General features: G+C 37.9%; 23 protein-coding genes. 14 read left to right on the forward strand and 9 right to left on the reverse strand.

Features of this window, described 5'->3' with window-relative positions; translation table 11 throughout:
• Positions 1-98: 98 nt before the first annotated feature.
• The 6 genes from ACZZZW_RS07555 (at position 99) to ACZZZW_RS07580 (ending at position 7,057) form a co-directional block, all read left to right on the forward strand.
• The gene (locus tag ACZZZW_RS07555) at positions 99-1,805 is read left to right on the forward strand and encodes a sodium:solute symporter family protein (protein WP_463492769.1); all 1,707 of its coding nucleotides are present in this window, start codon (positions 99-101) and stop codon (positions 1,803-1,805) included.
• 148 nt (positions 1,806-1,953) lie between these two features.
• Positions 1,954-2,472 carry a DUF2911 domain-containing protein gene (locus tag ACZZZW_RS07560; RefSeq protein WP_463492770.1) on the forward strand — a complete coding sequence of 173 codons (519 nt, stop codon included), beginning with the start codon at positions 1,954-1,956 and terminating at the stop codon, positions 2,470-2,472.
• Between the two features lie 618 nt (positions 2,473-3,090).
• Complete coding sequence (locus ACZZZW_RS07565) at positions 3,091-5,175, forward strand: glycoside hydrolase domain-containing protein (protein WP_463492771.1); 2,085 nt, start codon at positions 3,091-3,093, stop codon at positions 5,173-5,175.
• 72 nt (positions 5,176-5,247) lie between these two features.
• Positions 5,248-5,439 (forward strand): hypothetical protein, encoded by a 192-nt coding sequence (locus ACZZZW_RS07570; RefSeq protein ID WP_055911276.1) that lies wholly within the window; start codon positions 5,248-5,250, stop codon positions 5,437-5,439.
• 136 nt (positions 5,440-5,575) lie between these two features.
• On the forward strand, positions 5,576-6,034 hold the full coding sequence (locus ACZZZW_RS07575) for an NUDIX hydrolase (protein WP_463492772.1): 459 nt from the start codon (positions 5,576-5,578) through the stop codon (positions 6,032-6,034).
• 168 nt (positions 6,035-6,202) lie between these two features.
• Positions 6,203-7,057 (forward strand): NAD(P)-dependent oxidoreductase, encoded by an 855-nt coding sequence (locus tag ACZZZW_RS07580; protein ID WP_463492773.1) that lies wholly within the window; start codon positions 6,203-6,205, stop codon positions 7,055-7,057.
• Positions 7,058-7,077: 20 nt separating this feature from the next.
• Here ACZZZW_RS07580 and ACZZZW_RS07585 read toward each other — a convergent pair whose 3' ends face one another.
• The 4 genes from ACZZZW_RS07585 to ACZZZW_RS07600 form a co-directional block, all read right to left on the reverse strand.
• A complete protein-coding gene (locus ACZZZW_RS07585; RefSeq protein WP_463492774.1) occupies positions 7,078-8,289 on the reverse strand; it encodes an ATP-binding protein in 1,212 nt (403 codons plus the stop codon).
• Between the two features lie 109 nt (positions 8,290-8,398).
• A complete protein-coding gene (locus tag ACZZZW_RS07590; RefSeq protein WP_463492775.1) occupies positions 8,399-8,800 on the reverse strand; it encodes a DUF1634 domain-containing protein in 402 nt (133 codons plus the stop codon).
• 9 nt (positions 8,801-8,809) lie between these two features.
• Positions 8,810-9,643, reverse strand: a complete 834-nt coding sequence (locus ACZZZW_RS07595; RefSeq protein WP_463492776.1) for a sulfite exporter TauE/SafE family protein — start codon at positions 9,641-9,643, stop codon at positions 8,810-8,812.
• Positions 9,644-9,647: 4 nt separating this feature from the next.
• On the reverse strand, positions 9,648-10,298 hold the full coding sequence (locus tag ACZZZW_RS07600) for a FadR/GntR family transcriptional regulator (protein ID WP_463492777.1): 651 nt from the start codon (positions 10,296-10,298) through the stop codon (positions 9,648-9,650).
• A gap of 179 nt (positions 10,299-10,477) precedes the next feature.
• Here ACZZZW_RS07600 and ACZZZW_RS07605 point away from each other — a divergent pair, with 179 nt between their 5' ends.
• The 4 genes from ACZZZW_RS07605 (at position 10,478) to ACZZZW_RS07620 (ending at position 15,953) form a co-directional block, all read left to right on the forward strand.
• Positions 10,478-10,876 carry a GlcG/HbpS family heme-binding protein gene (locus ACZZZW_RS07605; protein ID WP_463492778.1) on the forward strand — a complete coding sequence of 133 codons (399 nt, stop codon included), beginning with the start codon at positions 10,478-10,480 and terminating at the stop codon, positions 10,874-10,876.
• Positions 10,877-11,159: 283 nt separating this feature from the next.
• Positions 11,160-11,549 (forward strand): BlaI/MecI/CopY family transcriptional regulator, encoded by a 390-nt coding sequence (locus ACZZZW_RS07610; RefSeq protein ID WP_055911262.1) that lies wholly within the window; start codon positions 11,160-11,162, stop codon positions 11,547-11,549.
• A gap of 23 nt (positions 11,550-11,572) precedes the next feature.
• On the forward strand, positions 11,573-13,474 hold the full coding sequence (locus tag ACZZZW_RS07615; protein ID WP_463492779.1) for a M56 family metallopeptidase: 1,902 nt from the start codon (positions 11,573-11,575) through the stop codon (positions 13,472-13,474).
• A 31-nt stretch (positions 13,475-13,505) separates the two neighbouring features.
• Complete coding sequence (locus tag ACZZZW_RS07620) at positions 13,506-15,953, forward strand: TonB-dependent receptor (RefSeq protein WP_463492780.1); 2,448 nt, start codon at positions 13,506-13,508, stop codon at positions 15,951-15,953.
• 174 nt (positions 15,954-16,127) lie between these two features.
• On the opposite strand, the gene ACZZZW_RS07625 is transcribed toward ACZZZW_RS07620, so the two are convergent.
• The 3 genes from ACZZZW_RS07625 to ACZZZW_RS07635 all read right to left on the reverse strand — a co-directional run bounded on the left by ACZZZW_RS07625 (position 16,128) and on the right by ACZZZW_RS07635 (position 18,109).
• A complete protein-coding gene (locus tag ACZZZW_RS07625) occupies positions 16,128-16,766 on the reverse strand; it encodes a nucleotidyl transferase AbiEii/AbiGii toxin family protein (RefSeq protein WP_463492781.1) in 639 nt (212 codons plus the stop codon).
• 4 nt (positions 16,767-16,770) lie between these two features.
• Positions 16,771-17,265, reverse strand: a complete 495-nt coding sequence (locus ACZZZW_RS07630) for a helix-turn-helix transcriptional regulator (RefSeq protein WP_055911254.1) — start codon at positions 17,263-17,265, stop codon at positions 16,771-16,773.
• A gap of 160 nt (positions 17,266-17,425) precedes the next feature.
• Positions 17,426-18,109: an arylesterase gene (locus ACZZZW_RS07635; RefSeq protein ID WP_463492782.1), complete on the reverse strand. Its 684-nt coding sequence runs from the start codon at positions 18,107-18,109 to the stop codon at positions 17,426-17,428.
• Positions 18,110-18,214: 105 nt separating this feature from the next.
• On the opposite strand from ACZZZW_RS07635, the gene ACZZZW_RS07640 reads away from it, so the two are divergent.
• The 4 genes from ACZZZW_RS07640 (at position 18,215) to ACZZZW_RS07655 (ending at position 23,153) form a co-directional block, all read left to right on the forward strand.
• Positions 18,215-18,904, forward strand: a complete 690-nt coding sequence (locus ACZZZW_RS07640) for an ABC transporter ATP-binding protein (RefSeq protein WP_463492783.1) — start codon at positions 18,215-18,217, stop codon at positions 18,902-18,904.
• Complete coding sequence (locus ACZZZW_RS07645) at positions 18,897-21,431, forward strand: ABC transporter permease (RefSeq protein ID WP_463492784.1); 2,535 nt, start codon at positions 18,897-18,899, stop codon at positions 21,429-21,431. Before ACZZZW_RS07640 ends, ACZZZW_RS07645 begins: the two co-directional genes overlap by 8 nt.
• Positions 21,432-21,564: 133 nt before the next feature.
• Positions 21,565-21,747, forward strand: a complete 183-nt coding sequence (locus ACZZZW_RS07650) for a hypothetical protein (RefSeq protein ID WP_055911246.1) — start codon at positions 21,565-21,567, stop codon at positions 21,745-21,747.
• Positions 21,748-21,863: 116 nt separating this feature from the next.
• Entirely contained in the window at positions 21,864-23,153 is a 1,290-nt protein-coding gene (locus ACZZZW_RS07655; protein ID WP_463492785.1) for a gluconate:H+ symporter, read from the forward strand.
• Between the two features lie 98 nt (positions 23,154-23,251).
• On the opposite strand, the gene ACZZZW_RS07660 is transcribed toward ACZZZW_RS07655, so the two are convergent.
• Together ACZZZW_RS07660 and ACZZZW_RS07665 are read right to left on the reverse strand one after the other, a co-directional pair.
• Positions 23,252-23,398, reverse strand: a complete 147-nt coding sequence (locus tag ACZZZW_RS07660) for a hypothetical protein (protein WP_157255455.1) — start codon at positions 23,396-23,398, stop codon at positions 23,252-23,254.
• A 470-nt stretch (positions 23,399-23,868) separates the two neighbouring features.
• Complete coding sequence (locus ACZZZW_RS07665) at positions 23,869-25,272, reverse strand: discoidin domain-containing protein (RefSeq protein ID WP_157255454.1); 1,404 nt, start codon at positions 25,270-25,272, stop codon at positions 23,869-23,871.
• Between the last annotated feature and the right edge of the window lie 265 nt (positions 25,273-25,537).

The following is a 25,537-nucleotide window of genomic DNA, read 5'->3' on the forward strand; positions in this document are numbered from 1 at the left end:
AAAAATCAATTCAAAAACTGGAATACTTGGTATGTGCTACTTGCTTTGGCACTGGTATTTCAGATTGTATTTTATTATTTGTTTACTAAATTCTGGGCGTGAGTAATATCGATTGGGCAGTATTGATATTTACATTGCTTGCGGTGGTAACGTATGGCGTTTTTATCGGCCGCGGACAAAAAAGCAACGCATCATACTTAAAGGCAGATAATAAAATGCCCTGGTACATTGTGTTACTGGGGATTATGGCTACCCAGGCCAGTGCCATTACTTTTTTATCGGCACCAGGGCAGGCTTATACAGATGGTATGCGTTTCGTTCAATATTATTTCGGCTTGCCGCTGGCAATGATCGTTATATGCATCACTTTCATCCCGATTTTTCAAAAATTAAATGTTTATACTGCTTACGAGTATCTTGAAAACCGTTTTGATAAAAAAACAAGAGTTTTAACCTCACTTTTGTTTCTGTTTTCCCGTGGATTGTCGACAGGGATTAGTATTTATGCCCCAAGTATTATCCTGTCTAGTGTTTTAAACTGGAACATCTATTTAACAAATATTTTAACTGGTGGAATACTACTGATTTATACATACGTTGGCGGTGCAAAAGCCATTGCGCATACACAAAAGCTGCAATTTCTGATAATTTTAGGAACAATGGCCTTTGCCGGATATCTTTTGGTGGAAAATATGCCCAATGGCATCGGTTTTAAAGATGCGCTGTATCTTGCCGGTAAATCGGGAAAATTAAATGTAATAACTACAGAATTTGATTGGAAGGATAAATACAATATCTGGAGTGGTTTAATTGGTGGTTTCTTTCTCGCTCTTTCTTATTTTGGCACTGATCAGAGTCAGGTTGGAAGGTACATCACCGCAAAAGACAATACCAATGCAAAAATGGGGCTGCTCTTAAACGGATTGGTTAAAATACCAATGCAGTTTGCAATCTTATTAATCGGTGCTTTACTTTTCGCATTTTTCTCCTTAAAACCTGCACCGATCTATTTCAATGAGCGTTCCTATCAATATTTAAAAGAAACGCAGCCACAGCAGGCTGCTGTTTTCGAAAAAGAACACAATGCCTTGGCGCAGAAATTTAATGAGCAATCAAAAACCATACTTGTAGAAAAGGAACAGCAATCACCATTGTTAAATGTTGCTATTGAAAATTTTAAGTCAACCCAAAAACAAGTGAAAGAACTTCATGGTAAGGTAGAGGAAGCAATCAACAAAGCGAATTACAATGCAGAAAAAACAGATACCAATTATATATTTTTATATTTTGTTAAAAATACACTTCCGGTGGGAATGATCGGTTTGCTTTTCGCCGTCATATTTTTAGCCAGTTGGGGATCAATATCTGCGGCATTAAATTCATTGGCCGCCTGTTCGTTAAAAGATGTGCACCTCATTTTTAAAAAAAGAGCGGTAAACGACGAAACAGAGCTAAGATACAGCAGGCTGCATACATTGGCCTGGGGCATTTTTTCGATTGCGGTAGCCATGTTTGCCACACAAATGGGTTCGTTAATTGAAGCGGTTAATGTATTGGGTTCCTTATTTTATGGGCCTATACTTGGTATTTTCCTAGTGGCATTTTATTTTAAAAAGATAAACGGCCCTTTGGTGTTTTTTGCCGCAATCTTTTCCGAAATCGCAGTTATTGCTGTTTATGAGTTTGATATTGTTTCATTCCTTTGGCTTAACGTAATTGGTGCCGCTGCGGTAATTATATTCTCATTACTTGGGATGATATTTTATAATCCGCATGTTAAAGCCAATAATACGTCTAAAGCATAGTACATTCGGTAGACGAAAAAGGTAGAAAATTACTAATGAAATAATAAAAACGTTTCTTCGTTTTAAGACACTGGGATTATAGTTTTTATCAACTGAAAGCCATAAATTCGTAAAATTAAAAACAACAAAAACAGATAAATATAATACTATGAAAACGATGATTAAATCAATCGCTTTGCTATTTACGGCAATTACCATTTCTGTAAGTGCAATGGCACAAGATGCTCAGCCTAAGCCAAGTCCTGCGGCTACTGCAACAGGAAAAGTAAAGGGTGCAACCATTACCATTAACTACAGCAGTCCGGCAGTTAAAGGACGTAAAATTTGGGGAGGCCTTGAGGCTTTTGATAAAGTATGGCGTGCGGGTGCTAATGAGGCAACTACTTTTGAAACCGATAAAGATATCATGGTAGAAGGTAAAGCTTTGGCTGCAGGAAAATACAGCTTCTTTTTAATCCCTAAAGAAAGTGGAACCTGGACAGCAATTTTTAACAAGGAGCCAAAACAATGGGGAGCTTACAAATACGAAGAAGCTAAAGATGCTTTACGCGTTGATGTTAAAACGAAAGCATTAAAAGCTACCCAAGAGCGTTTGGTATATAAAATTACTAAAAGTGGTTTCTCTTTGGATTGGGATAAAATTTCAGTTCCGGTTACCATCAAATAATAACAATAATCTTATTTAAAGCCGTCTTGATTTTATATTTAGACGGCTTTTTTTGTTTTATTATCATCCTGATCTTGTGATGTTGTCTCTTGTTACCACTATCAGCCTGGATAACAGATCAGCCAACAACAATTACCCTAATACTATTAATTTAACGTTTTAACCACAGATGAGCACAGATAAACACGGATTTTCCTATCTGTGTGTATCCTTTTTATCCGTGGTTAGATTATATTAAATGTCCGGATAACCAATCCAGCCAACAACAGTTATCCTAATACTATTGATTTAATGTTTTTAACCACAGATAAACACGGATCTTTAAATCTGTGTGCATCCTTATTATCTGTGGTTTGATTATATATTAAAGGACCGGATCACAAAACCATACCAACAATTAACCCAATACCGTTAATTAAGCATTTTAACTACAGATGAGCACAGATAAACACAGATTTTCATATCTGTGTGCATCCTTTTTATCTGTGGTGAAATTACGTTCACCCGTAATTAGGGCTTCTAACAGCAAGACCAAGAACTTCTGTAAAGAAGCTAAAACATAATATCTACTTCATGTTAAAATGTTATTTTAGGCCGATTTAAAAACAGTACTACATAATGAAGTTTTATATTAAACTCCTGGCCTTTTTGCCGCTCATTTCATTAAACGTTTTAGCACAACACAAATCTCAGCTATTCACAGTCGAAACTGCAAAACCTGTAGATCAGGTAAATGTTTTCCTGGGCTCCTCTGCAGATCACGGACAAATGTCGCCAGCCGCATCTGCACCATTTAGTATGTTAAGCATCGGTCCGCAAACGTATCCTAAAACACATACAGGTTACGAATTCCTGGCCAAAAAATTTGAGGGTTTTACCCATAATCGTTTTGAGGGCGTAGGTTGCCAGGGTTCTGGTGGGAATATTTTCATTAAACCCTTTTTAGGTACCGATCCGGCGCAAACTGAGCTCATCAAAGTTTCAGAAAAAGCAAATCCTGGGTATTACGAAGTGGGCTTTGAAAATAAAATTAAAGCAAGTTTTACGGTGTTGGGCAAAGCAGGGAAACATGCTTATCAATTTCCGAAAGGGGCAAAAGGTTTTTATATTGATTTAAGTTACGCCTTTAACGGCGCTTTCGTGGCAGAATCTCACGATATAAATGGCAACAGTGTAAGTGGATGGATTACTGCTAAAACCACTTGTGGGGTAGGTAAATATAAGCTGTTCTATTACATGGAAATCGGAAATAATGTTTCATGGAAAATAATTGATGATCATAAAATGATTGCCACTTTAAAAGAAGATGTAACTTCATCAGGTATCAATATCGCACTTTCATCGGTAAGTGTGGAATATGCAAAAGCCGCTATCAATAAAAACCCTTTTAACACCGTTAAAGAACAAAGTAAGGCTGAATGGAATACGAATCTTTCCAAAATTGCAGTAAACGGCGATCTGGAAAGCGCAAAACTGTTCTATTCACTATTATACCGTACCATGCAATCGCCTTATGTAATTTCTGAAACTGATGGCACTTACCGCAATACAAAAGGTGAAATTCAAAAGGATAAAGAAATCCGTTACAATGGCTGGGCCATATGGGACAACTACCGCACCCAGTTACCTTTACTTTCTTTAATAGCACAAAACCACTATTCAGGAATGGTGAATTCTATTGCCGATTTATATAACTCAGGAAAAAAAGATTATGCAGGGCAAAATGAGCCATCAAATACGGTCCGTTCTGAACATGCCATTGTGGTATTGCTCGATGCTTACCGAAAAGGCTATCCTATAGATTTTAATAAAATTGCCGATTCATTGGTGAAAGAAGTTGATGGTTTAGATTATAAATCGCCAGATAAAGCACTTGAATCGAGTTATGATAATTGGGCATTATCTGAAATTTTCAAGATTTTAAACAATCAGGAAAAATCAACTTTTTACCTCAATAAGGCACTGGATTATAAAAAATACTGGAATAAGGATTTTAAAGATATGAGCAAAAATGATGTAGACAGGATGCAGGCCAGAGGATTGTACCAGGGCACGATCTGGCAATACCGGTGGTTTGTTCCATACGATTTCAAAGGATTGATAGCGCTTGATGGTGGAGAAGAAGCTTACCTTGCTAAGCTTGACGAGTTTTTTGCCCGCGATTTATATAATCATGCCAATGAGCCCGATCTTCAGGTACCATTGATGTACAATACCACCAAATTGGGCTATAAATCGCAATATTGGATGCATCAATTGGCTGCTGATACAGTAATTCAGAATTATTTTAACGATAACAGTAGGGGAATTGGCAGTTATATTGGCAAAATCTACCGAAATCAACCACATGCTTATCTCCGTACCATGGATGATGATGCGGGGGCAATGAGTGCATGGTATATATTTGCAGCAAGTGGCTTTTCTCCAGCCTGTGTAGGTTGGCCGGTATACTATTTAAATGTGCCTTTGTTTCCATCACTTAGCTATAACCTGCCGAAAGGGAAAACTTTTACCATCGAAACAGAAAATTTTAACCTCAAAAATAAATACATCAAAGCTGTTTTTCTTAACGGAAAGCCCTTCAAAAGGAATTACATCACCCAAGATGAAATTAATGCTGGAGGGGTACTTAAAATTGTAGCTTCGGCGGTTCCGGTAAAGATTTCGGATACAGAAAACTGGATTTCCAGCCTTGAAAAATAATTTAAAAAAAAATAACTTACCCCGCAAACTTATTTCAATAATTCCTGTTGTTCTAGTATAAATTTCAAGATCATGGCACCTTTAAAATTAAGCGAAGAACAGCATGCTACATTAAGCAACAAGAACACATTAGAACAAATTAACGATCAACCTTTAGAACTTCATCCAGAAGCCTATAAAGTAAAAGGCCCATCTCCGGATAAGATGAAAACAGTATCATCTTCATTAAGGAACTACGCCCACGGTTTGTACGGGTTGTTGTAAACGCCTCCAATAAAATCTCATCATACCAGATTATATAAAGCAGTTAAGTATAAAACTTAACTGCTTTTTTGTTTGTACAAAGAAGTCAAGTTTTTAAAACTTGACTTCTTGGATTATAAAGCCCTATCTTGTTGCTATGAAACAAAGCGCAGGTATTTTACTCTTCAGAAAGAAAGATCAGCATCTCGAATTTTTTCTTGTACATCCCGGCGGTCCTTTTTTTGTTAAGAAAGATTTAGGATTTTGGACAATACCCAAAGGGGAATTAAATGCAAATGAAGAGCCATTAAATGCCGCCATCAGAGAGTTTGCCGAAGAAACAGGCAAAACATTATCCGGTGATTTTATACCGTTAAGTGCAGTTGTGCAAAAAGGAGGTAAAAAGGTTTTATGCTGGGCCATTGAAGGGGAGTTGGATCCTTCTAACATTGTGAGCAATACTTTTGAAATTGAATGGCCTCCACGATCAGGGAAAAAGCAAAATTTTGCTGAAGTGGATAAGGCTGGGTGGTTTAATTATAACGATGCGGTTAAACACATTAATGAAAAACAGATTGCTTTACTCGATGAACTTACATTGAAACTAAGTAGCTAATCCAATATGAGAAATTTCCTTTCCTGAACAATTAATAATCATTAAATTCTGTTGTAGACTGGAAATATTTCTATCATAAACAAAACATTATTAATGATGTCATTTTTACGCTTAATTAATAATTTAAGCTTTTTCTTTGGCACATTTGTTTATCATAAAAACGAAGAAATGAATACACAAAAAATAGGTTGGATTGGGCTAGGTAATATGGGTATCCCAATGGCAGAACAATTAATAAAAGCTGATTACGCCGTTACGGTTTATAACAGGAGCAAGGATAAAGAAGCTGTTTTGAAAGAAATGGGTGCTTCAATTGCTGAAACACCAAAAGATTTGATTGCAGCTACCGATGTGGTAATTGTTATGGTTACCGATGATGTGGCAATAGAACAGATTTTTAAAGGAGATGATGGACTTTTTAGCGCAGAGAATGCTGGCAAAATCATCATTAATATGAGTACGGTTTCTCCTTCAATTTCAAAAGAAACGGCTGCATTATGCCAAGATAAAGGAAGTATATATTTAGATGCGCCAGTTTCTGGAAGTGTAAAACAGGCAGAAACAGGTCAGTTGGTAATTATGGTAGGAGGCGATGAAACTGCTTTCAACGAGGTAAAACCAATTCTCGAAAAAATGGGTAAAATGGCAGTGCGCCTCGGCGAAGCAGGTGTTGGCAATGTGGCAAAACTCGCCATAAATTCATTATTGGCATTATATACCCAGGGTTTGGCAGAAACTGTTGTGTTTGCCAATCAACAAGGCATTAGAACCGAAGATTTACTTAATCTGATTAACAACGGGGCTATTGCCAATGTATTCACCAAAATTAAAGGCGATGTAATTGCTGCTGATAATTATAAACCCGCTTTTGCACTTAAGCACATTGTAAAAGATTTAAATCTAGCTAAAGCCATCGGTCTTGATTTGCCTTTAGCGAAAACAGCACGGAATACCTTTGAGGCAGCAGCTGCAAATTACGGAGAAGAAGATTTGATTGCAGTAATTAAGCAGCTTAAAGCATAATTGTAATAATTTGTTAATTGTTAATTATCAGTCTGTTCGGATAAAAATTCGAGCAGATTTTTTTGTATAATGCCTTCTTTGTTTTGTCCGATGATTATATCATTTAATGTAATAACATATTTTGGATAGTTATCCTCTATTTTTAAAAGGTTTCCAAATTCACGGTTAGCAGTGGTTTCGCTCTGTATAGTTAGGCAAACTTGTATATACGTTTTATTGCCATTTTTATCGGCTACAAAATCAATTTCATTTTCGCCCAGTTTACCAACAAAAACGTTAAAATTTTGCTGTTTTAAATGTAGATAAACTGCGTTTTCCATTAATTTATGTAGATCAGCAACTTGGTTAAAACCTATAATTGCGTTTCTAAGGCCTAAATCCTCAAAATAATATTTTTCTCCTATTTCGAATATTTTTAGCCCACCCACTTCAGAGCGCTGAACCTTATGCACAAAAAAAGTATTGCTCAAAGCCCGCAAATAGTTTATGGTTAGTTGCGTGGAAATCTCTACTTTTTGCGATTTCAGGTATTTGCTGATATTATTAGCTGAAAATAAGCTTCCCATATTATCTGCGAGATAGGCCACAAGGTTTTCTAGAAAGGAAACACTACGTATATTTTCTCTGGCCACAACATCTTTTAGTAAAATGGTCGAATAAACGCTTCGCAGGTATTCGTAAGGCAGATTTTCTTGTAGTCCGATATTTGGTAAAAAAGGCATTCCTCCATACTTAAGGTAAAGTATAAGTGATTCTTGTTTATTTTCAAGTTGATGAAATTCAAGAAATTCAATAAAGCTTAATGCATGAATCTGAAAAACCATATACCTTCCGGATAACTGAGTGGCAAGTTCGCCTGAAAGCATGTTGGCATTACTGCCTGTACAATATATATCGCAGGTATTTTTTGCAAGTAAACTCCGTAAAGTTCTTTCAAATTCCTTTACCTCCTGAACTTCATCAATAAAAAAATAATTATTTTTATTGCTTGGAAATTTGTCTTTAAGGTGATTGGTTAAATCTTCATGTGTTTTAATATGTGTAAAATCATCCACTTCCATATTTATATACATAATGTTCGCTTTTTTATCAATTGCTTTGATATTTTCCATTAACTGAAGCATAACATAACTCTTACCAACACGCCTTTGGCCAGTAATTACCTTTATTACCTGTTTGTTGATAAATGGAGTAATCCGATTTGTATATATGGGTCTTTTGATAAGTTTCATGTATGCCGTATACTTTTCTCAAAAGTAATAAAAGTTTCATGTATATCGTAAACTTATAAACAAATCGTAAAAAGTTTCATGTATACCGTATAAAAAACCTTTAAGAAAGTTAGATTTTTAGTCCGCCGAAAGTGCTGCCTAAAATAATAGCAAGAACAATTAATGTTATTATAACATACATTTTATCCTTCTCGATTACAAAGGCAAATAGCGAAAATACAATTCGCATTATGGGCGTAATGATTAAGAGCAATACTCCAAACTGGATAATGGCCATGGGTTTTAATGTGAAAATCCCCATAAAAATCCCTTTAAAGGTAATATAACTGTTTTCTTCGCCTTTAAAGATATGATAATCCGGCCTGGCCGCTGTTCCATATTGAATGAGAAAGAGTATGCCGCCTGCTAACACCACTATACTGGCTGTAATTACACCAAACCGTAATAATTTTCCAACAATTTTTTCTACGTCGCGATCTTGTATAAGATGTGTGGAGATAATATTTTTCATAATTTTTTATTAAAATTTATGTTGATAGCCATTGTAGATCATTTCGAAGGCAACAAATGTAATGGCGATACAAAAGATAATTCTCAATGTTGATGGATTGATGCCTGTTAATAATTTTGCTCCGGTAAAAGCTCCGCCCAATACACCAAGTACAACCGGAAATGCAATTCCAGGATCCATGTATCCACGTTGCAAATAAACTACAGCACTGGCTGCTGCGGTAACACCAATCATAAAATTACTCGTGGTAGTACTCACTTTAAAAGGAATTTTCATTGCTGTATCCATTGCCAGTACTTTTAGTGCACCAGAACCGATACCCAATAAGCCCGACATTACACCAGCTACCGTCATGATGGAAAAACCGGCACCAACGTTTTTTAATTTATAATCTACTATTCCTGTTGGGGTAGGATAGCTGCTGTTAAGCTTGAGTATTGCAGAAAGTTTACTGCCCTCAGTTAAGGCCACCTGGTTTTTTTTCCTTAAAGTCATTGCTGCCGAAAAGAGCAATACGCTCCCGAAAAGAATCGCAATGGTATTTGTTGGAGTATAAACTGCAATTAAAGCACCAATTACCGCACCAACTGTTGTGGCGATTTCTAAAAACATACCCAAACGGATATTGGTAATTCCCTCTTTAATGTACGCGCTTGCAGCACCTGATGAATTGGCGATGGAAGCCAGTAAAGCGGCACCAATTGCATAGCGGATATCGACGTGAAAAACAAGGGTAAGTAAGGGGATAACAACTACGCCTCCGCCAAGACCGGTTAATGATCCAACGAGCCCTGCGAGATAAGCACCGAGGATGAGGATCAGGGTAAAAGTTAAAATTGACATGATATTAATGATTATTGTTCAAAATTGTTGTAATTGTTGCACTTGCGGTTTCGGTATCGCTTTGCTCTATTGCGTTAAAAAGTGCCTGGTGCAAGTGATGGCTCATTGCGAAATGGCTAATCCCTGAAGGAGCTCTTTTGGCAAAGAAATCGCGGATAATGATCGTGAAGCTTTCATAAAGGTCGGCCAGAACGCGGTTCCCTGAGGCGCGGGCAATGGCGAGGTGAAATTCGATATCGGCATTGGTACATTCCGCTCTTAATTCATGCTCAATTGCTCTTTTTCTACTTTCAAGTGCATCATGAATTATTTGAAGATCTGAATCTGTGCGGTTTAGGGTAGCTAAACGTACAATTTCCTGTTCAAGCAAAGCCCTTACCTGATTAATCTCTTCGAAATTCGAACTCCGCAGGCGTTGTTCAATCGGTTCGGTAGGCACGGCATTAACTTTTGTTCCGAAACCTTGCTGAACGGTGAGGATTCCAGATAGGGTAAGCGATTTAATTGCCTCTCTAACTGTAGAACGACCTACATTATAAAGTTCCATTAACGCAGGCTCTGATGGGATTTTTTCACCAACTTTAAATTTTCCGTCTTTAATATCACTCCGGATTTTAGCGGATACCTGCTCAAATAGTCTGCTCTCCTGATTCATAATTTTAAATTAACAATACAAACATACGATGTTTATTTTAAACATCAGATGTTTTGGGTCTTTTTATTTTCATTTTTCGCTGACGGTTCAATATTTCTACTTATTGGAGTGTGCTTATTTATTGATTTTTAAAACTTTACGCGTTAGCATATGTTATTTCCTTCTAACTCAAAATAAATATGAACATCACATTAGAACAGGCTGAACAGGTAATTGCTGCGGCTAAGGCCAAAGCCATTGAAATTAATACTAAAATGAATATTGCAGTAGTAGATACAGGCAGTAACCTGCTTGCTTTTGCGCGTATGGATGGTGCCTGGCTAGGATCGGCTGATATTGCACAAAAAAAAGCCAAAACAGCCAATTGGTTTTTGATGGATACAAAAGCCTTAACACCACTTGTTCAACCTGGAGAACCATTATTTAATATTGAGCACTCAAACGGTGGGTTAATTACTTTTCCGGGTGGTGTGGTAATTAAAAATGATGCAGGTGAGATTATTGGTGCAATTGGTGTTTCGGGCAGCACTGTTGATGATGATCATGCCGTGGCTATTGCCGGGGCAGAGGCTTTATAGTAAATTTTGTTCTTCTATGCTGTTTATCTGGTTTATCCTAATGGGAAACTTGATAAACAGCATCTTTCCTTCCGCTTAATCAATCTGGTAAATCAACCTGTTTTAAGTAAATTTATTTACATCTTCATCCGTAAAGTTGATTTTTAAACACCTATAAAATTAAAATTCAAATTTTATTTTCAGTAATGCCTGTTTATATAGCGTATAAGGCCAATTATTTGAAAAAAAGAAAAATATTTAACCTAATATTTGTAACGTACGATATTTATCGTACCTTTAAATTATGAAAAGTAATCAAGCTGGAAATAATCTGCCCGAACCTACTAAAGCCGAATTGGAAATTCTTCAGGTATTGTGGGAGTTCGGACCATCTACAGTTCGGTTTGTAAACGATAAATTGAACATTCAAAAAGAGGTAAACTATACTTCAACTTTAAAGCAGATGCAAATTCTGACCGAAAAAGGGATCTTAAAACGTGATGAAAGCCAAATGAAACACATTTATATTCCGGTTGAGGCAGAAGAAAAAACAAAAGTTCAACTGTTAGATCGTTTCGTTAATACTTTGTACAAAGGCTCAGCTTCGCAGTTGATGATGCAGTTGTTGGGTAATGAAAAAACATCTAAACAAGAAATTGAAGAGATAAAGCGGCTATTGGATAGCATGGATTAACAGAATCTAAAAGAACCACAATCATGGATTTTAAATTAATTAAGCTTTTACCCGAAAATTGGCTGCATGCATTAGGGGCTACCTTGTTCCACTCGTTATGGCTTGGTGTAATCCTGTCTCTTATTGCAGGCCTGGTGATGTTCACAACCCGCAAAGCAAGCGCTAGCCTGAGGTACAACCTGTTAACCATTTGTTTGGGGCTTTTTGTTTTGTCCATCAGCATTACCTTTTTTAACGAACTTCATAAACCCAGCGCTTACGAGAACCAAATTATTCATCAAAGCGGAATTAATGTGCCAACTGCGCTGGCAGATCAACAAACAGTAGCCGCATTACAACATAATATGTACTCCGGAATAAACAGAATCCTTTCGGCCTGGAATGCCTATTCTTATCAGATTGTATTGATATGGTTTTTAATTATTTGTGGCAAAAGCATCCAGTTAATGGTAGGTTTAAATGGTGTATATCATTTACGCAGGCATAAAACTTATGCTGCGGGAATAAAATGGGACGAAAAATTAACTGAACTTACCGCAAAGATGGGTTTAACCCAACCTGTTAAGATAATGCAATCGGGCATTGCGCATGCACCCATGGTGGTAGGGCACTTAAAACCGCTCATACTGATTCCGCTAGGTTTGCTAAATGGGCTTTCGAAAGCCGAAGTTGAGGCTATTCTTGCGCATGAACTTGCGCATATCAAGCGTAAAGATTATTTGGTAAACCTGTTGCAGAGCTTTATTGAAATTGTTTTCTTCTTTAACCCGGCGGTACTTTGGGTATCACAATTAATAAAAACAGAACGCGAAAATTGCTGTGATGATTTGGCCATCGCATGCGTGGATGATCGCAAAAACTATGTTCAAGCCCTTATAGTCTGTCAGGAATTTAAGCAGCGTGCACCTGCTTATGCCATGGCGATTACAGGTAAGAACGGTAGCCTGCTGCATAGAGCCAGCAGGATGTTATTTAACACCAATTCAACTTTAAACAAAATGGAAAAAACAATATTAACCATCGCCCTGGTATCGGTAGTGGTTTGTACTGCCGCTTTTAAAAGTGTAGGCAATGCAAAAACAACTACCAAAAAAGAAGTGTCCAGTTTAGTGCAGATTAAACAGGATAGCACCAGAAAAACTAAATCTACACAAAGCAAACCGACTGATCAACTGGAGAAGGAAATCAATGTGAAAATGGAACGACAACTTAAACAGTTGGATGAAAAGCGTAAAAAAGCCGAACCAGATGAAGATGTAAATGCCAGAGCTGAAGATTTAAAAGCAAGGCAGCAAGATGCAGATCATGCTAAGGAGGATGCCAGAGCAAGAATAGAGGACGCTAAGGTAAGAATTGAAGACGAGATGTTAAGAAAAGTTGAAGAAAAATGGGCTAAAGAAGATGCCAAATGGGCTAAAGAAGATGCTAAGTGGGCAAAAGAAGATGCTAAATGGGCTCAGGATGATAAGCGTGGTGATGGTCCTCGTTCACCAAGGGCACCCCGCCCGCCGCGCCCGCCAAGAGCACCACGAACTCCGAGATCGTCTATCGCCGTTCCTGCAATGCCTGCCGTGCCAGCAGTTCCTGCATTGCCACCAAATCAAATAAATCCACCAACTCCGCCTACGCCGCCATTAAATAATGGTAAAACGGTTACCAAAACGGGTACTCAGCGCACGGTTACTTCCAAAAGCGTTACCAATGGTGACGGCCATGATTATACCAACCAAATCAATCAACAATTGATGAAAGACGGAATCATCAGCAGCACCAATAAATTATCGTACAAGCTTAATAAGGATGAACTGATTGTAAATGGCGAAAAACAAAGTGCCGACGTTCAGAAAAAGTACAAGCAAAAGTTTTTAAAAAACGATAACCATTCGCTGATGTATAATTTTCTGATCGAAAACAACAAAAACTAATTTTCTAAAAGCGCTAATCCAATAACACATCATGAAATTTAAGCTCGTGGCTTTTTTAGCCTCATGGATAAATATTGCCCTTACTTTTGCCCAAGCTCAACCCCAACAAAGCCGAATTTATGGTCGTGTATTGGATGCCGATGAAAAAAATATAGAATTTGCCACTATTGCCCTGATTAAAGATTCGTTGCTGATAAAAACTACTTTTACAGAAAAAGACGGCCTGTTTAGTTTTGATAAGCTCGCTTATGGCAAGTACATCATCAAAGTATCGGTTGTGGGTTCGCCCATTTATCAAACCGATACTTTGGTTTTAACACCTGATCATACTGTTATTAATTTAACCGATATTAAGATCAAAACGGGAGCAACAAATTTAAAGGAAATCAATGTTTCGGGCCAGAAAGCTTTTGTAGAGCGTAAGATAGACCGTACAGTGGTTAATGTTGATGCTTTAATTTCTAATGCTGGTACAACTGCACTGGATGTATTAAGTAAATCGCCCGGTGTAAATGTAGATCAAAATGGTGTAATCTCGCTAAAGGGAAAAGGTGGTGTAGCTGTATTTATTGATGATAAACCGACCTATTTATCGGGGGCCGACCTTGAAAATTACCTGCGTTCGTTGCCGTCTTCTTCACTTGATCAGATTGAACTGATGACCAACCCGCCTGCCAAGTACGATGCTGCAGGAAATGGAGGGGTTATTAATATAAAAACTAAAAAAACCAAAACCGCTGGTTTTAATGGAGGGATTAATCTGAGTTTGAACCAGGGAGAATTAAGCCGATCGAACAATAGTTTCAATTTTAATTACCGAAAGGATAAAATTAATGTCTTCGGAAACCTGAGTTACAACCTGAACAATAGTTTTACAGATCTTGATCTTAACAGGAAATACAAAAATGAAGATGGTAGTGCCAAATCCTACTTCAATCAAAATTCTTATTTCCGTAGGCATGGCAACACATTTAATTTAAAAACCGGTTTAGATTATTATGCTTCTGATAAAACCACCTGGGGTATTGTGCTTACCGGAATGAACCGGATTTCTAAGCAGGTTAATAACAATACCAGTAATTTATCCAATGCTTCTGTTCAGTTGGATTCTGTTATAAGGGCTGAAAATATCGATCAGATTAAATACCAAAATGCAGGGGTAAATTTAAATTACCGGCATAAATTTAACCAGGCTGGCCGGGAGATCACTTTTGATGCCGATTACCTGTTGTACCGTAACCAAACTGATCAAACCTATTATAATTTCAGTTATCTGCCTGCCGGAACTTTAAAATATCAGGATATTTTAACAGGTAATTTGCCTGCTGATATTGATATTTATACGGCTAAAATGGATTATTCCCACCCACTCGAAAACAAATGGAAGATTGATGCGGGTGTTAAAACTGCTTACACAAAAACAGATAATATTGCCGACTATTTTAATACTGCCAATAATAAAACCAATGCCGATTACGAAAAGAGCAACCACTTTTTATATGAAGAAAATATTAATGCGGTTTATTTGAATATGAGTCGTGAAGGAAAGCGTTTTTCCTTACAGGCAGGATTGCGCTATGAAAATACAGTCTCAAATGGTCATCAGCTTGGCAATCTGATTAAACCTGATTCGAGTTTTAAGCGAACTTACAACAGTTTGTTTCCAACACTTTATTTTTCTTACAAATTAGATACTGCCGGCAACAACCAACTGGGTTTGAATTACGGCAGGCGGATCGATCGTCCCTATTACCAGGATTTGAATCCATTTTTCTCTCCGCTGGATAAATTTACCTACTATGTAGGAAATCCTTTCCTGAGGCCATCATTTACACAAAGTATCGAACTTTCGCATACCTTTAAAAACAAAATCACCACCACATTTGGGTACAGTTGGGTTAGGGATGAAGTAAATGAAACCATCGAAATAGTGGAGGGTACGTATTACAGCCGACCTGCAAATGTGGGCAAAACAACAGTGACTAACGTTTCGGTTGATGCCGAAATAGGCCTGGCCAAGTGGGTTAAGCTGAATGCTTACCTGGAGGTTGCGAAAATGGTTTCTAAAACCGATTTCTATACGGGGTTTTTGGTTACCAATGGAAGTTATTTCAGGGCAAACCCTACGTTGCAGTTTAAAATAAGTGACACATGGAATGCCGAGTTGAATATGCGTTATCAAAGTAAATTTTCTAATGTTCAGTTTTTCCTGGGTTCTGTGCATGAATTTGGAGCGGCTGTGCAGAAAAAGCTTTCCCCAAAAAGCACACTCAAGTTAACAGCAAGCGATATATTTAGAAACCGTATTTACAGAGGCGTAATTAATAACCTTGCAGCCACAGAGGCCAATTGGGTAAACAAACAAGATTCTCGTGCGGTGGTGCTGAGTTACAGTTACCGTTTTGGAAAGGCATTTTCGTTGCCAGCCAAGCATGAATCTTCTGGTGCAGATGCTGAAAAAAATAGGGTAAAGAATTAGGGTTTATTTTCAGGAGGCGAAGCTTATTTGACTTCGGTTTACCTCAATTGTAAGCGTGGCAGAGTTCGAATGATGTTCAGTTAACTCAGTTAACAATGATGGAACATAAAAAAGTTTATGAGGAAAAATATGAGCAGTTTCACCCTATTTCAATAAATAGTATGATTTATTATTCTAATTCTCTAAAAGAGTTATCAAATCATACTTGATCAGTTCCCAGTGTTTTCCCCTCATGCAGATTGGATCGGGTTCATGATCGGCAGGCCCAAAATCGCTCATGTTTCTTCTAATAAGTAAAGGATCGTGGTTGTAAGGATATCGTTTTTGATGAAGTGCCAACATTTGTTGTAATGAAAAAGATTCCATTAGTTCATGAATATCCCAAAAATCTTTTTTCCTACCGCCCCTCTGAATCACATCTACTTTCATAGCCAAAATTTCCGCTATTGTGGCCATTCGAATACCATCAACAATAAGCGGCTCAAATATAAAGTTATCAGTATAGTAAAAGTCGAGTTTAACAAGCGTACTTTCATCTTTTCCTACCCTGTATGATTTTCCCATTGCTACTGGCATATTAGATACACCAAAAATAAAATCAAAGTGATTAGTTAGAAAAGAATCAATTTCTTTAAAGTTTACTGATCCGTAAGTTGCATCTGTAAATAAATCAATGTCTATTGAAATGCGGTTACCCAATTGTAAACTCAATGCTGTGCCCCCAACTAATCTGAACCGATTAAATAATGGCTCATGCATTAGAAGTTGCAGGCAATCCTTTAATCGATTATTTACAGTATGCCAATGAATCATTAAACTAAATTATGTTAATTCCATTTAAGCTTTTCGGACGACTATTTGAAGGTGTAGAAAGTAATTTTTCCACCGTATCTTTTCCATAAAAACTCAAAATCTCTTGTTTTTCATTTTCATTGCCATATTCAAATATTCGGCTTACAATAGATTTTTTATGAAGATTCCAATCAATATTTTCAATTTTGGTATCCCAAAACAACGTTGGGCTAAAAACAGAGAGATTAGGTGTTAATTTTTGCTTTTGCTTTTCTTTTTTGATGTCATAAAAGGCTTGAAGTGTCATTAAAAAACCTTCTTCCAAACCAAGTGCATTTTCAATCCGCAATGAAAGATTGGTGTTCATATCTCTGTTTCCTTTGGTAATTGCCCCAATGGTTTGTGGATGCTCTGCTAAGGAAAGAGCGAAACTCCGTTTAGAAAGCTTTTTTTTCTTAAGCTCATGCTCCAGAAAAAAGCCTGGATGGAGTCCTTTTAATATTGATAGCTTTTTGAACATAATACAAATGTAAACAATATTGTTTACATTTTGGGTCCTCACTAGTACATGATTATATCTAGGAGTTGTGTTAACTGAATCATTATCAGTTAAATGATTTTTAATATTCTTTCTGTTTTTATTTATTATCGGCAATCTTTTTATTTGAAATTGATGGGTCTTACAATAAATCCTTTAGCACTACCCAAACATTTTCTGCAAGAATTTTATCTCCTTCAGCGGTAGGGTGAATACCATCAGCCTGGTTTAATTTAGGAATACCGCCAACCTTATCTAATAAAAATGGAATTAAAGCCATTTGATTCTTCTTGGCTAAATCAGGAAAGATGTTTTTAAAGTCGGATGCATATTTTGCGCCCATATTGGGTGGTACCTGCATACCAGCCAACACCATTTTAGCATCTGGATATTTAGCTTTAACCCGATCAATAATTGCCTGTAGGTTTTTTATGGTTTGCGCAATCGGTAAACCCCGCAAGCCATCGTTTGCTCCTAGTTCGAGCACAAAAATATCCACACGTTGTTTAAGCAACCAATCAATTCTGCCTTTGCCACCGGCAGAGGTTTCGCCACTTAAACCACCATTAATTACCTTATAAGGCATTTTTAAGGAGTCGATTCTATTTTGAATCAATGCCGGGTAAGCTTCCGTAGGGTCGAGTCCGTATCCTGCAGTTAAACTGGTGCCAAAAAAAAGAATGTTTTTCTTTTCCTGCGCTACAGTCGCTGTTTTTTGGTCAGCCGAATCTAAAGTTTTATTGGTATTGCTTTTACTTTGTTGATTTCCACAGCTTAGCAGTGCAAAACACAAAACAAATAGGCCTATTAATCGTTTTCGTAACATATCTAATAAATCTAAATCTAATTTTCGTTTAAACCAATATCTTAACAGGCATCAAGCCGTTATGTTTGGTAAATGTAGATACACAAACCTTAAAAATATCAGCTATTGGAAAGCATATTGAATATCCGAAATGTAAGCAAAATTTACCAAAGCGCCGGACGAGAACTTACCGTTCTGGATAACATTAATTTTTCTATCGCTGCTGGCTCAACAGTGGCCATTACCGGACCTTCCGGAAGCGGAAAAACAACTTTACTGGGTTTATGCGCAGGTTTAGACCGTGCGAGCAATGGAACTGTTGAATTGAATGGTATTGCGTTGGAGAAATTAAATGAAGATGAGCGTGCTGCGGTCAGAAACCAGTATGTAGGCTTTATCTTTCAAAATTTTCAGCTTTTGCCTACCTTAACTGCACTCGAAAATGTAATGGTTCCTTTAGAATTAAGGGGCGCAAAAAATATCCGGGCGCATGCTTTAGATCTGCTTGATAAAGTGGGGCTGGCTAACCGGGCGCACCATTATCCGGTTCAGTTATCTGGCGGAGAACAACAAAGGGTTTCGTTGGCCCGTGCATTTTCCAATCAGCCTGCCATTCTTTTTGCTGATGAACCTACCGGGAACTTAGATGCAGAAACAAGTGAGAAAGTAATTAAACTGCTTTTCGACCTGAATAAAGATGCCGGAACCACATTGGTAATTGTAACACACGATTTAGAACTGGCAGCAAAAACAGCAAGAAGCATTAAAATTAAAGGTGGCGTAATCATTTCAGACGAAAATCCTACTTATGCCTAATACCCTTCCAAAGCAAAGCGTTAAACTTTCGTGGCTGTTTAAAATGGCCTGGCGCGATAGCCGGAAAAACCGTGCGCGTTTACTTCTTTTTATATCATCAATTGTGTTGGGTATTGCGGCGCTTGTGGCTGTATACTCATTTAAAGATAACCTGCAAAAAGATATTGATGCGCAGGCAAAAGAGCTTACCGGTGCCGATCTGGTTTTGGATAGTCGTAAAGGTGTAAGCAAAGCGATGCAAAAAATGCTCGATACGCTTGGCGATGAAAGATCGCAGGAGAAAACATTTGCCTCGATGATTTACTTTCAGAAGGGTGGGGGCAGCCGCTTGGTGCAAATGAAAGCACTTGAAGGTAATTATCCCTATTACGGTATTATAGAAACCATCCCGCTGGCTGCTGCAAAAAACTTTCAATCGGGAAGAAATGCACTGGTAGATCAAACACTGATGTTGCAGTTTAAGGCTAAGGTTGGCGATTCGGTAAAAATCGGCGATTTAAACTTTAATATACTTGGTACCTTAACAAAGGCTCCAGGCCAAACAGGAATCGGTTCGAGTATTGCGCCAACGGTTTACATTCCGCTGCAAACGCTTGATAAAACAAATCTGATTAAAACCGGAAGCCGGATCAACAATAAATTTTACTTTAAATATAACGATCCATCAGGTATTGATGAATGGGTTAAAAAACAGGATGCAAAACTGGAAAAAGAAGGTTTTGATGCCGACACGGTAGAATCGAGAAAGGAACAAACCGGAAGATCTTTTAAAGATGTAAACCGTTTTCTGGCCCTATCGGGATTTATTGCCCTATTATTAGGCTGTGTGGGTGTAGGCAGTGCCATACACGTTTACATTCAGGAAAAATTGAGTGCCATTGCTACTTTAAGGTGTTTGGGCTTAAAATCACGGCATGCTTTTATAATTTATCTCATTCAGGTTTTTTTTATAGGTTTAATTGCTTCGGTTTTGGGCGCAATTTTAGGTACGGGTATCCAGTTTCTGCTTCCATTGGTTTTAAAAGATTTTTTACCTGTAGAAATTACCATGCAAGTGTCGTGGTTTGCTGTTGCGCAGGGAATTTTGCTTGGCCTCATCATTTCAATTCTTTTTGCCCTTCCATCATTATTGTCTGTAAGGCGTATTTCACCTTTAAATGCCATCAGGTTATCTTTCGAAAAAACGGGGGGCAAAAGAGACCCTTTAACCTGGCTGGTATACCTGCTTATGGCCGCCTTTATTACAGGTTTTACGCATTTGCAAATGAAAACATGGGTGCAAACCCTGGCATTTACCTTAAGTATAGCCATTGCTTTTCTGCTGTTGATCATACTATCTAAGTTATTGATGTATATGGTGCGCAAACTGTTGCCAAATTCATCGAGCTACTTATGGCGACAGGGCTTTGCCAATCTTTACAGGCCCAATAACCAAACATTAATGTTAACCGTTTCCATAGGTTTATCAACCGCATTTATCTGTACATTATTCTTCGTGCAAGGTATATTAATGAGCCGGGTAACACTTTCATCCGGTGCCAATCAGCCAAATATGGTGATGTTCGATATTCAGAATACGCAAAAAGAAGGATTAGATAGTTTAACGAAAGCTTTTAAATTGCCATTGATGAACCAGGTTCCGGTGATAACGATGCGCATTGAAGAAATTAATGGCAAAAAAGCCAGTGCCGATACCAATAACAGGAGGGCTTATCGCAACGAGATCAGGGCTACTTATCAGGATACTTTAACGGCGGCTGAGAAAATCACTTCAAGTAAATGGATTGGAAAAATTAAAGCCAATGAAACCGTTTATATTTCACTGGATCAGCGTTATGCACAATCGATTAACGTTGAACTGAACGACAAAATTCTTTTTAATGTGCAGGGCATGATGATTCCGACGGTTGTAGGAAGTTTGCGTGAGGTAAACTGGAGCAGGATGCAAACCAATTTTAGGGTGGTTTTTCCGGCCGGGGTGTTAGAAGAAGCACCACAGTTTCATGTATTGATGACAAGGGTACCATCAGGTGAAGTTTCTGCCCGTTTCCAGGGAGAAGTGGTGCAAAAATTTCCTAATGTATCGGTAATCGATTTAAATCTGATTTTAAAACTGCTTGATGAGTTGTTAAGCAAAATTGGTTTCGTAATTCAATTTATGGCCGGTTTTAGCATGGTTACCGGATGGATTGTTTTAATATCGTCGGTACTTACCAGTAAAAACCAAAGGATAAAAGAAAGTATTTTATTGCGTACAATGGGAGGGAGTAAAAAGCAGATTTTAGCCATAAATGCCATCGAATATTTATTTTTAGGTGCTTTTGCTGCAGCTACAGGACTAATTTTAGCCATTGGTGGCAGTTGGGCTTTGGCTAAATTTGTCTTCGATGCGGCATTTACACCACCACTGCTGCCAACTGTGTTGTTATTTGGCTCGATTGTATTACTGGTGGTTATTACAGGAGTGCTGAGCACAAGAAGTATCCTTAATCAGCCGCCTCTAAAAATTTTAAGAACAGAGAGTTAGGAGCTCCTAAAGTTCTGCTACCAGTACCAGCCAAGAGATTTCAAAGCAAATTAAAATCCGATTGCTTCTAAATTTAAAACATTGCTAAACACAATCGGTGGAGATTTTATTAATAATCGATACTTTTACTTTTATGATCAGATTAAATAGCGATACACCCAGCGATATTCTTCAAGATGTAAAAATCGGCGATATGGTAACCGATACCTTTAGCAAAACAGGTTTGGTAGAAACCATAGAAATCAGCGATGATGGTTTGTATCGGATTTACGAGTTTAATCTTGTTACGGGCAGAACCATTGTTATTAAGAAATAAATTAAACCTAAATTGAATGAGAAATTAGCCACAGTTAATTAGAAAAGTACAGGTATGAAAAAACCTGTTCCATCAAGTGCACCTGTGGCAAAGTACATTGCCTAAACCCTAACCAAATGTCATTATTCATATTACTCTTCGGAATTTTGTTGCTTTTCGTGCTGATTCTCAAAAAGATCAACCCGATGATTGCATTAATTGCAGTGGCCATTATTACCGGTTTGTTATTGGGTATGCCAGCCACAAAGGTAATGAGTGCCATCAGTAATGGTATAGGTAGTACACTCGGGAGTATGGTTATGGTATTGGCACTCGGGGCCATGATGGGTAAATTGATTGAGGATAGCGGCTCGGCGAAAAAGATTGTTTTCATTCTCATTGGAGCTTTTGGTAAAAAGAACATCCAATGGGCCGTTTTGTTAACAGGCCTTTTAGTTGGGATTCCACTATTTTACAATGCAGGTTTTGTAGTGCTCATCCCTTTGGTATTTGCAATTTCAGCTGCTACTGGTCTTTCTAAATTATATATTGGCATTCCAATGGCCACCGCACTTTCAGTAACCCACGGCTTTTTACCCCCTCATCCGGGGCCGGTTGCTTTGGCAGGAATTTTTCATGCAGATATTGGTAAAACATTAATTTATGGGTTAATATTAAGTGTGCCAATAGCAATTATTGCCGGAATTTACTTTCCAAGAATGATTATTAAACGCGATCAAACTGCTAATATTCACGATTTTAACATCAGCGAAGAAGAAAATCTCCCTTCTGCCGCAAGAAGTTTTGTTACAGCCTTATTACCAGTATTTCTAATCATTGCCGGAACTATAGGAAGCAGTATCAAGTTCGCTTATATTGGTAAACCACTGTTTGTATTTCTGGCAGATCCTACCGCGGCACTATTAATTTCGGTTATCATTGCTTTGGCCGTTCAAAAAACCAGCATCGCTAAGGCTATGGAATCTTGTGCGGAAGGCGTTAAGAGCATTGCCATGATTATTCTGATTATTGCTGCGGGTGGAGCTTTTAAGCAAATTTTAATTGATAGTGGAATGGGCGAAACCGTTAAACAACTTACAGGAGGTTTAAATTTATCGCCACTGCTGCTCGCCTGGTTAATTACTGCTTCGTTACGGGTAACTTTAGGTTCGGCAACGGTTGCAGCATTAACCGCATCGGGTATGGTACTCCCGTTAATCGGACCCGGAACACCACCAGAATTAATGGTATTATCCGTTGGTGCCGGAAGTTTGATGTTTTCGCACGTAAATGATACCGGTTTCTGGATGTTTAAAGAATATTTTAATATCAGTCTCAAAGAAACTTTTACCACATGGACGGTTATGGAAAGCCTGGTTTCCATTTTGGGCCTTGTTGGGGTATTGGTGTTAAACCAGTTTGTATAAAATTCTCTGGCGATTGATCCTGATGTGATATTAATTTTTGGGCTAAAATAGCACTGCTATCCGAAGTGAATCAAGCCAATTACATCCAGGAGAAATAACTATTCTAAACTTTTGGATTTTGGCAATGATGAAAATGTTTTAACCTCTTTGTGCTCTTTAGGGGAGAGCTGGTAAAACAGCAGCCAATACGTTATGGCCATAATCAATATACCTAAGAGCGCACTGATTATATCTTTCGTTTTCATGCGGTGGATGTAACAAAAAAGATGCCGATTGGGACGTCTCGATCAATAATTTTTACAATCTGCCCATTTAATATTGATTTTTAACTTTTTATAATCAGTACTGTACCACTACGTTAGAAGTGTAGTGTACAGCTGAATAATTTTATAGACGAAATACTTTACACATAAAATCTTTCTGAAAAAGGACGGAAAATAATTCCTGTTTGCATCTTAATATACTGCATGCCTTAACCATAACTTAGAGCGCTTGCTTGCCGATTTGAACAAAATTCTCCTTCTATTTGAAAAACGTGGCTACAGCAAGATAGATGTAGAAATTTGATGCATGGCAACTGGATCAGATTTTGAAAAAAAAGCCTGATCTTAGTGTATTGTGCTGATTTATAATAAGCTACGAAGCTTCGAAGAGGGCGATTGAAACAATGACCGGAAATTGCTCAACTCTTAAATTTCCGGTCATCATCAATATTTTACTGCAATAACCTCCATTCGCTAAACTGAAGATCAACACTGCCATTGTTAGAGGTAATAAAAAGCTTATAATATTTATAGGCCGTGGCGTTGCTGATCACTATTTTTTTAGTCTGTTTTCTAAGATCAAAAGTTTGGTTGCTGCGGATATCCAGTTGCGTAAAGTTTATATTATCATTGGAGCCCATCAGTTTCCAAGCCTTCGGATCGCGATCAGGGGCGTCATTGCCTGCGGTAATGGTGTATCCTCTAACAACCTGACTTGATGGGAAGCTAAACTGTGCCCAAAAAGATGTTGGGTAACTGCCCAAAAAGAATTTGGTATTATAATAACTATCCGCAAGTTTTGATGAGCCCTCTGTAGCTGATGTGCCACCCGAATTTTCGTTACTTACGCTCAAGGTAGCCTGGCTGGTAATATCTTTAAGGTAGCTTACATTTGGGAAAGCGGTTTTTGCTGTGCTCAGTTGAGCCGTCCAATCATTGCCTTGTTCATCCAGGCTACCGAAAGCACTTAAAGCAAGCGGCTTAAGGTCTATACCAGTTGCACCACTCCAAAAATGGATAAATTCACCATAGTTCATTGATCTGGAGAAACGCATAATATTGGACTGGCCATTATTTACAGTTTCTTTTGGGAAGTATTGTGCCAATAAGCTAAAATACTTGTTTAAAGAACTTGCATCGCCCTGCTGACTGTAAATTGGGAAGAACCAATCTCTAAACCAGTAAGTTTGTGCACGTGGATAGTTTTCGGCACCATTGGCTACAAGATTATACCAACGCTGAACATCGGCGGGGCGGTTGAGGCCTTTATAAACATCATAAATGTATATTTCCATCCATTTGCTATCGTGCCAGATGCCAAATGCAGGCGAATTCAGCACATTTCGTGATGCGCCTTCAACAATATGCCCAACTTCATGTGTAGTAAGGTCTAGATCGTTGCCTGTGCCCGATAGCCATGCACTTGTACTTGATGAGCCTACGTCAATTACGTTTCTATAATCGTGGCTTGCATCCATATAAGTGCTGGGATGCCCACCACTATATTTCCCGGTATGGAATATTGCCCATAAACGTGAGTCGGAACCAAAAGAACCATATTTGTTTTTAGTGTAGTTCCAAACCTGCGCCAGGTAAGTATTAGGCCAGGTAACCGTATTGCTCACATCATTATCATGGTATACCACAATACTCGTATCGTGATAGAAACGCTGTAAAACTTGTACATGATCGAACCAATGTTCCTGCCAGGTAAGGGGTGGTTCTGCCAGTAATGCATTATTTTTTAGTGAAACTGGGCTTTTAGAAATCTGCTGAACATCTTCCAATGCTTTCTTTTTACAAGCGAAGGCAAGAAAGATCAGCATGCCCGGGATGAGAATTAATCTGTTTTTCATAATGGTTTTTTATATTTAGGTTGAGTTGATTGCTCAAATAATATCCGGCCATCTCCCGTTTCATCTTTTCTGCCGTTACAGTAAAAACTACTAATAAGTTTATTTAAAACGTTTTAGTAATTGGTTTAAAAATTAATCCACTGCAACGGTGGACATATAAATTAAGTTAGTGTTTTAAAACAAAGAATACAAATTTGTAATTTAAAAATTACGTAAATGTATTTCTAACGGTTGTTACAGATTAGGCTTCACCAGAGGAAAAAGC

This window comes from Pedobacter sp. AC379 (genome assembly GCF_979258145.1).

Excerpts from the sequence above, each read along its gene's own strand:
- ACZZZW_RS07580 (WP_463492773.1), top strand. The coding sequence starts at position 6,203 with ATGAATACACAAAAAATAGGTTGGATTGGGCTAGGTAATATGGGTATC.
- ACZZZW_RS07655 (WP_463492785.1), top strand. The coding sequence starts at position 21,864 with ATGTCATTATTCATATTACTCTTCGGAATTTTGTTGCTTTTCGTGCTG.
- ACZZZW_RS07615 (WP_463492779.1), top strand. The coding sequence starts at position 11,573 with ATGGATTTTAAATTAATTAAGCTTTTACCCGAAAATTGGCTGCATGCA.
- ACZZZW_RS07600 (WP_463492777.1), bottom strand. The coding sequence starts at position 10,298 with ATGAATCAGGAGAGCAGACTATTTGAGCAGGTATCCGCTAAAATCCGG.
- ACZZZW_RS07610 (WP_055911262.1), top strand. The coding sequence starts at position 11,160 with ATGAAAAGTAATCAAGCTGGAAATAATCTGCCCGAACCTACTAAAGCC.
- ACZZZW_RS07565 (WP_463492771.1), top strand. The coding sequence starts at position 3,091 with ATGAAGTTTTATATTAAACTCCTGGCCTTTTTGCCGCTCATTTCATTA.
- ACZZZW_RS07585 (WP_463492774.1), bottom strand. The coding sequence starts at position 8,289 with ATGAAACTTATCAAAAGACCCATATATACAAATCGGATTACTCCATTT.
- ACZZZW_RS07630 (WP_055911254.1), bottom strand. The coding sequence starts at position 17,265 with ATGTTCAAAAAGCTATCAATATTAAAAGGACTCCATCCAGGCTTTTTT.
- ACZZZW_RS07595 (WP_463492776.1), bottom strand. The coding sequence starts at position 9,643 with ATGTCAATTTTAACTTTTACCCTGATCCTCATCCTCGGTGCTTATCTC.
- ACZZZW_RS07650 (WP_055911246.1), top strand. The coding sequence starts at position 21,565 with ATGATCAGATTAAATAGCGATACACCCAGCGATATTCTTCAAGATGTA.
- ACZZZW_RS07635 (WP_463492782.1), bottom strand. The coding sequence starts at position 18,109 with ATGTTACGAAAACGATTAATAGGCCTATTTGTTTTGTGTTTTGCACTG.
- ACZZZW_RS07660 (WP_157255455.1), bottom strand. The coding sequence starts at position 23,398 with ATGAAAACGAAAGATATAATCAGTGCGCTCTTAGGTATATTGATTATG.
- ACZZZW_RS07570 (WP_055911276.1), top strand. The coding sequence starts at position 5,248 with ATGGCACCTTTAAAATTAAGCGAAGAACAGCATGCTACATTAAGCAAC.
- ACZZZW_RS07625 (WP_463492781.1), bottom strand. The coding sequence starts at position 16,766 with ATGATTCATTGGCATACTGTAAATAATCGATTAAAGGATTGCCTGCAA.
- ACZZZW_RS07645 (WP_463492784.1), top strand. The coding sequence starts at position 18,897 with ATGCCTAATACCCTTCCAAAGCAAAGCGTTAAACTTTCGTGGCTGTTT.
- ACZZZW_RS07590 (WP_463492775.1), bottom strand. The coding sequence starts at position 8,800 with ATGAAAAATATTATCTCCACACATCTTATACAAGATCGCGACGTAGAA.
- ACZZZW_RS07605 (WP_463492778.1), top strand. The coding sequence starts at position 10,478 with ATGAACATCACATTAGAACAGGCTGAACAGGTAATTGCTGCGGCTAAG.
- ACZZZW_RS07575 (WP_463492772.1), top strand. The coding sequence starts at position 5,576 with ATGAAACAAAGCGCAGGTATTTTACTCTTCAGAAAGAAAGATCAGCAT.
- ACZZZW_RS07665 (WP_157255454.1), bottom strand. The coding sequence starts at position 25,272 with ATGAAAAACAGATTAATTCTCATCCCGGGCATGCTGATCTTTCTTGCC.
- ACZZZW_RS07620 (WP_463492780.1), top strand. The coding sequence starts at position 13,506 with ATGAAATTTAAGCTCGTGGCTTTTTTAGCCTCATGGATAAATATTGCC.
- ACZZZW_RS07560 (WP_463492770.1), top strand. The coding sequence starts at position 1,954 with ATGAAAACGATGATTAAATCAATCGCTTTGCTATTTACGGCAATTACC.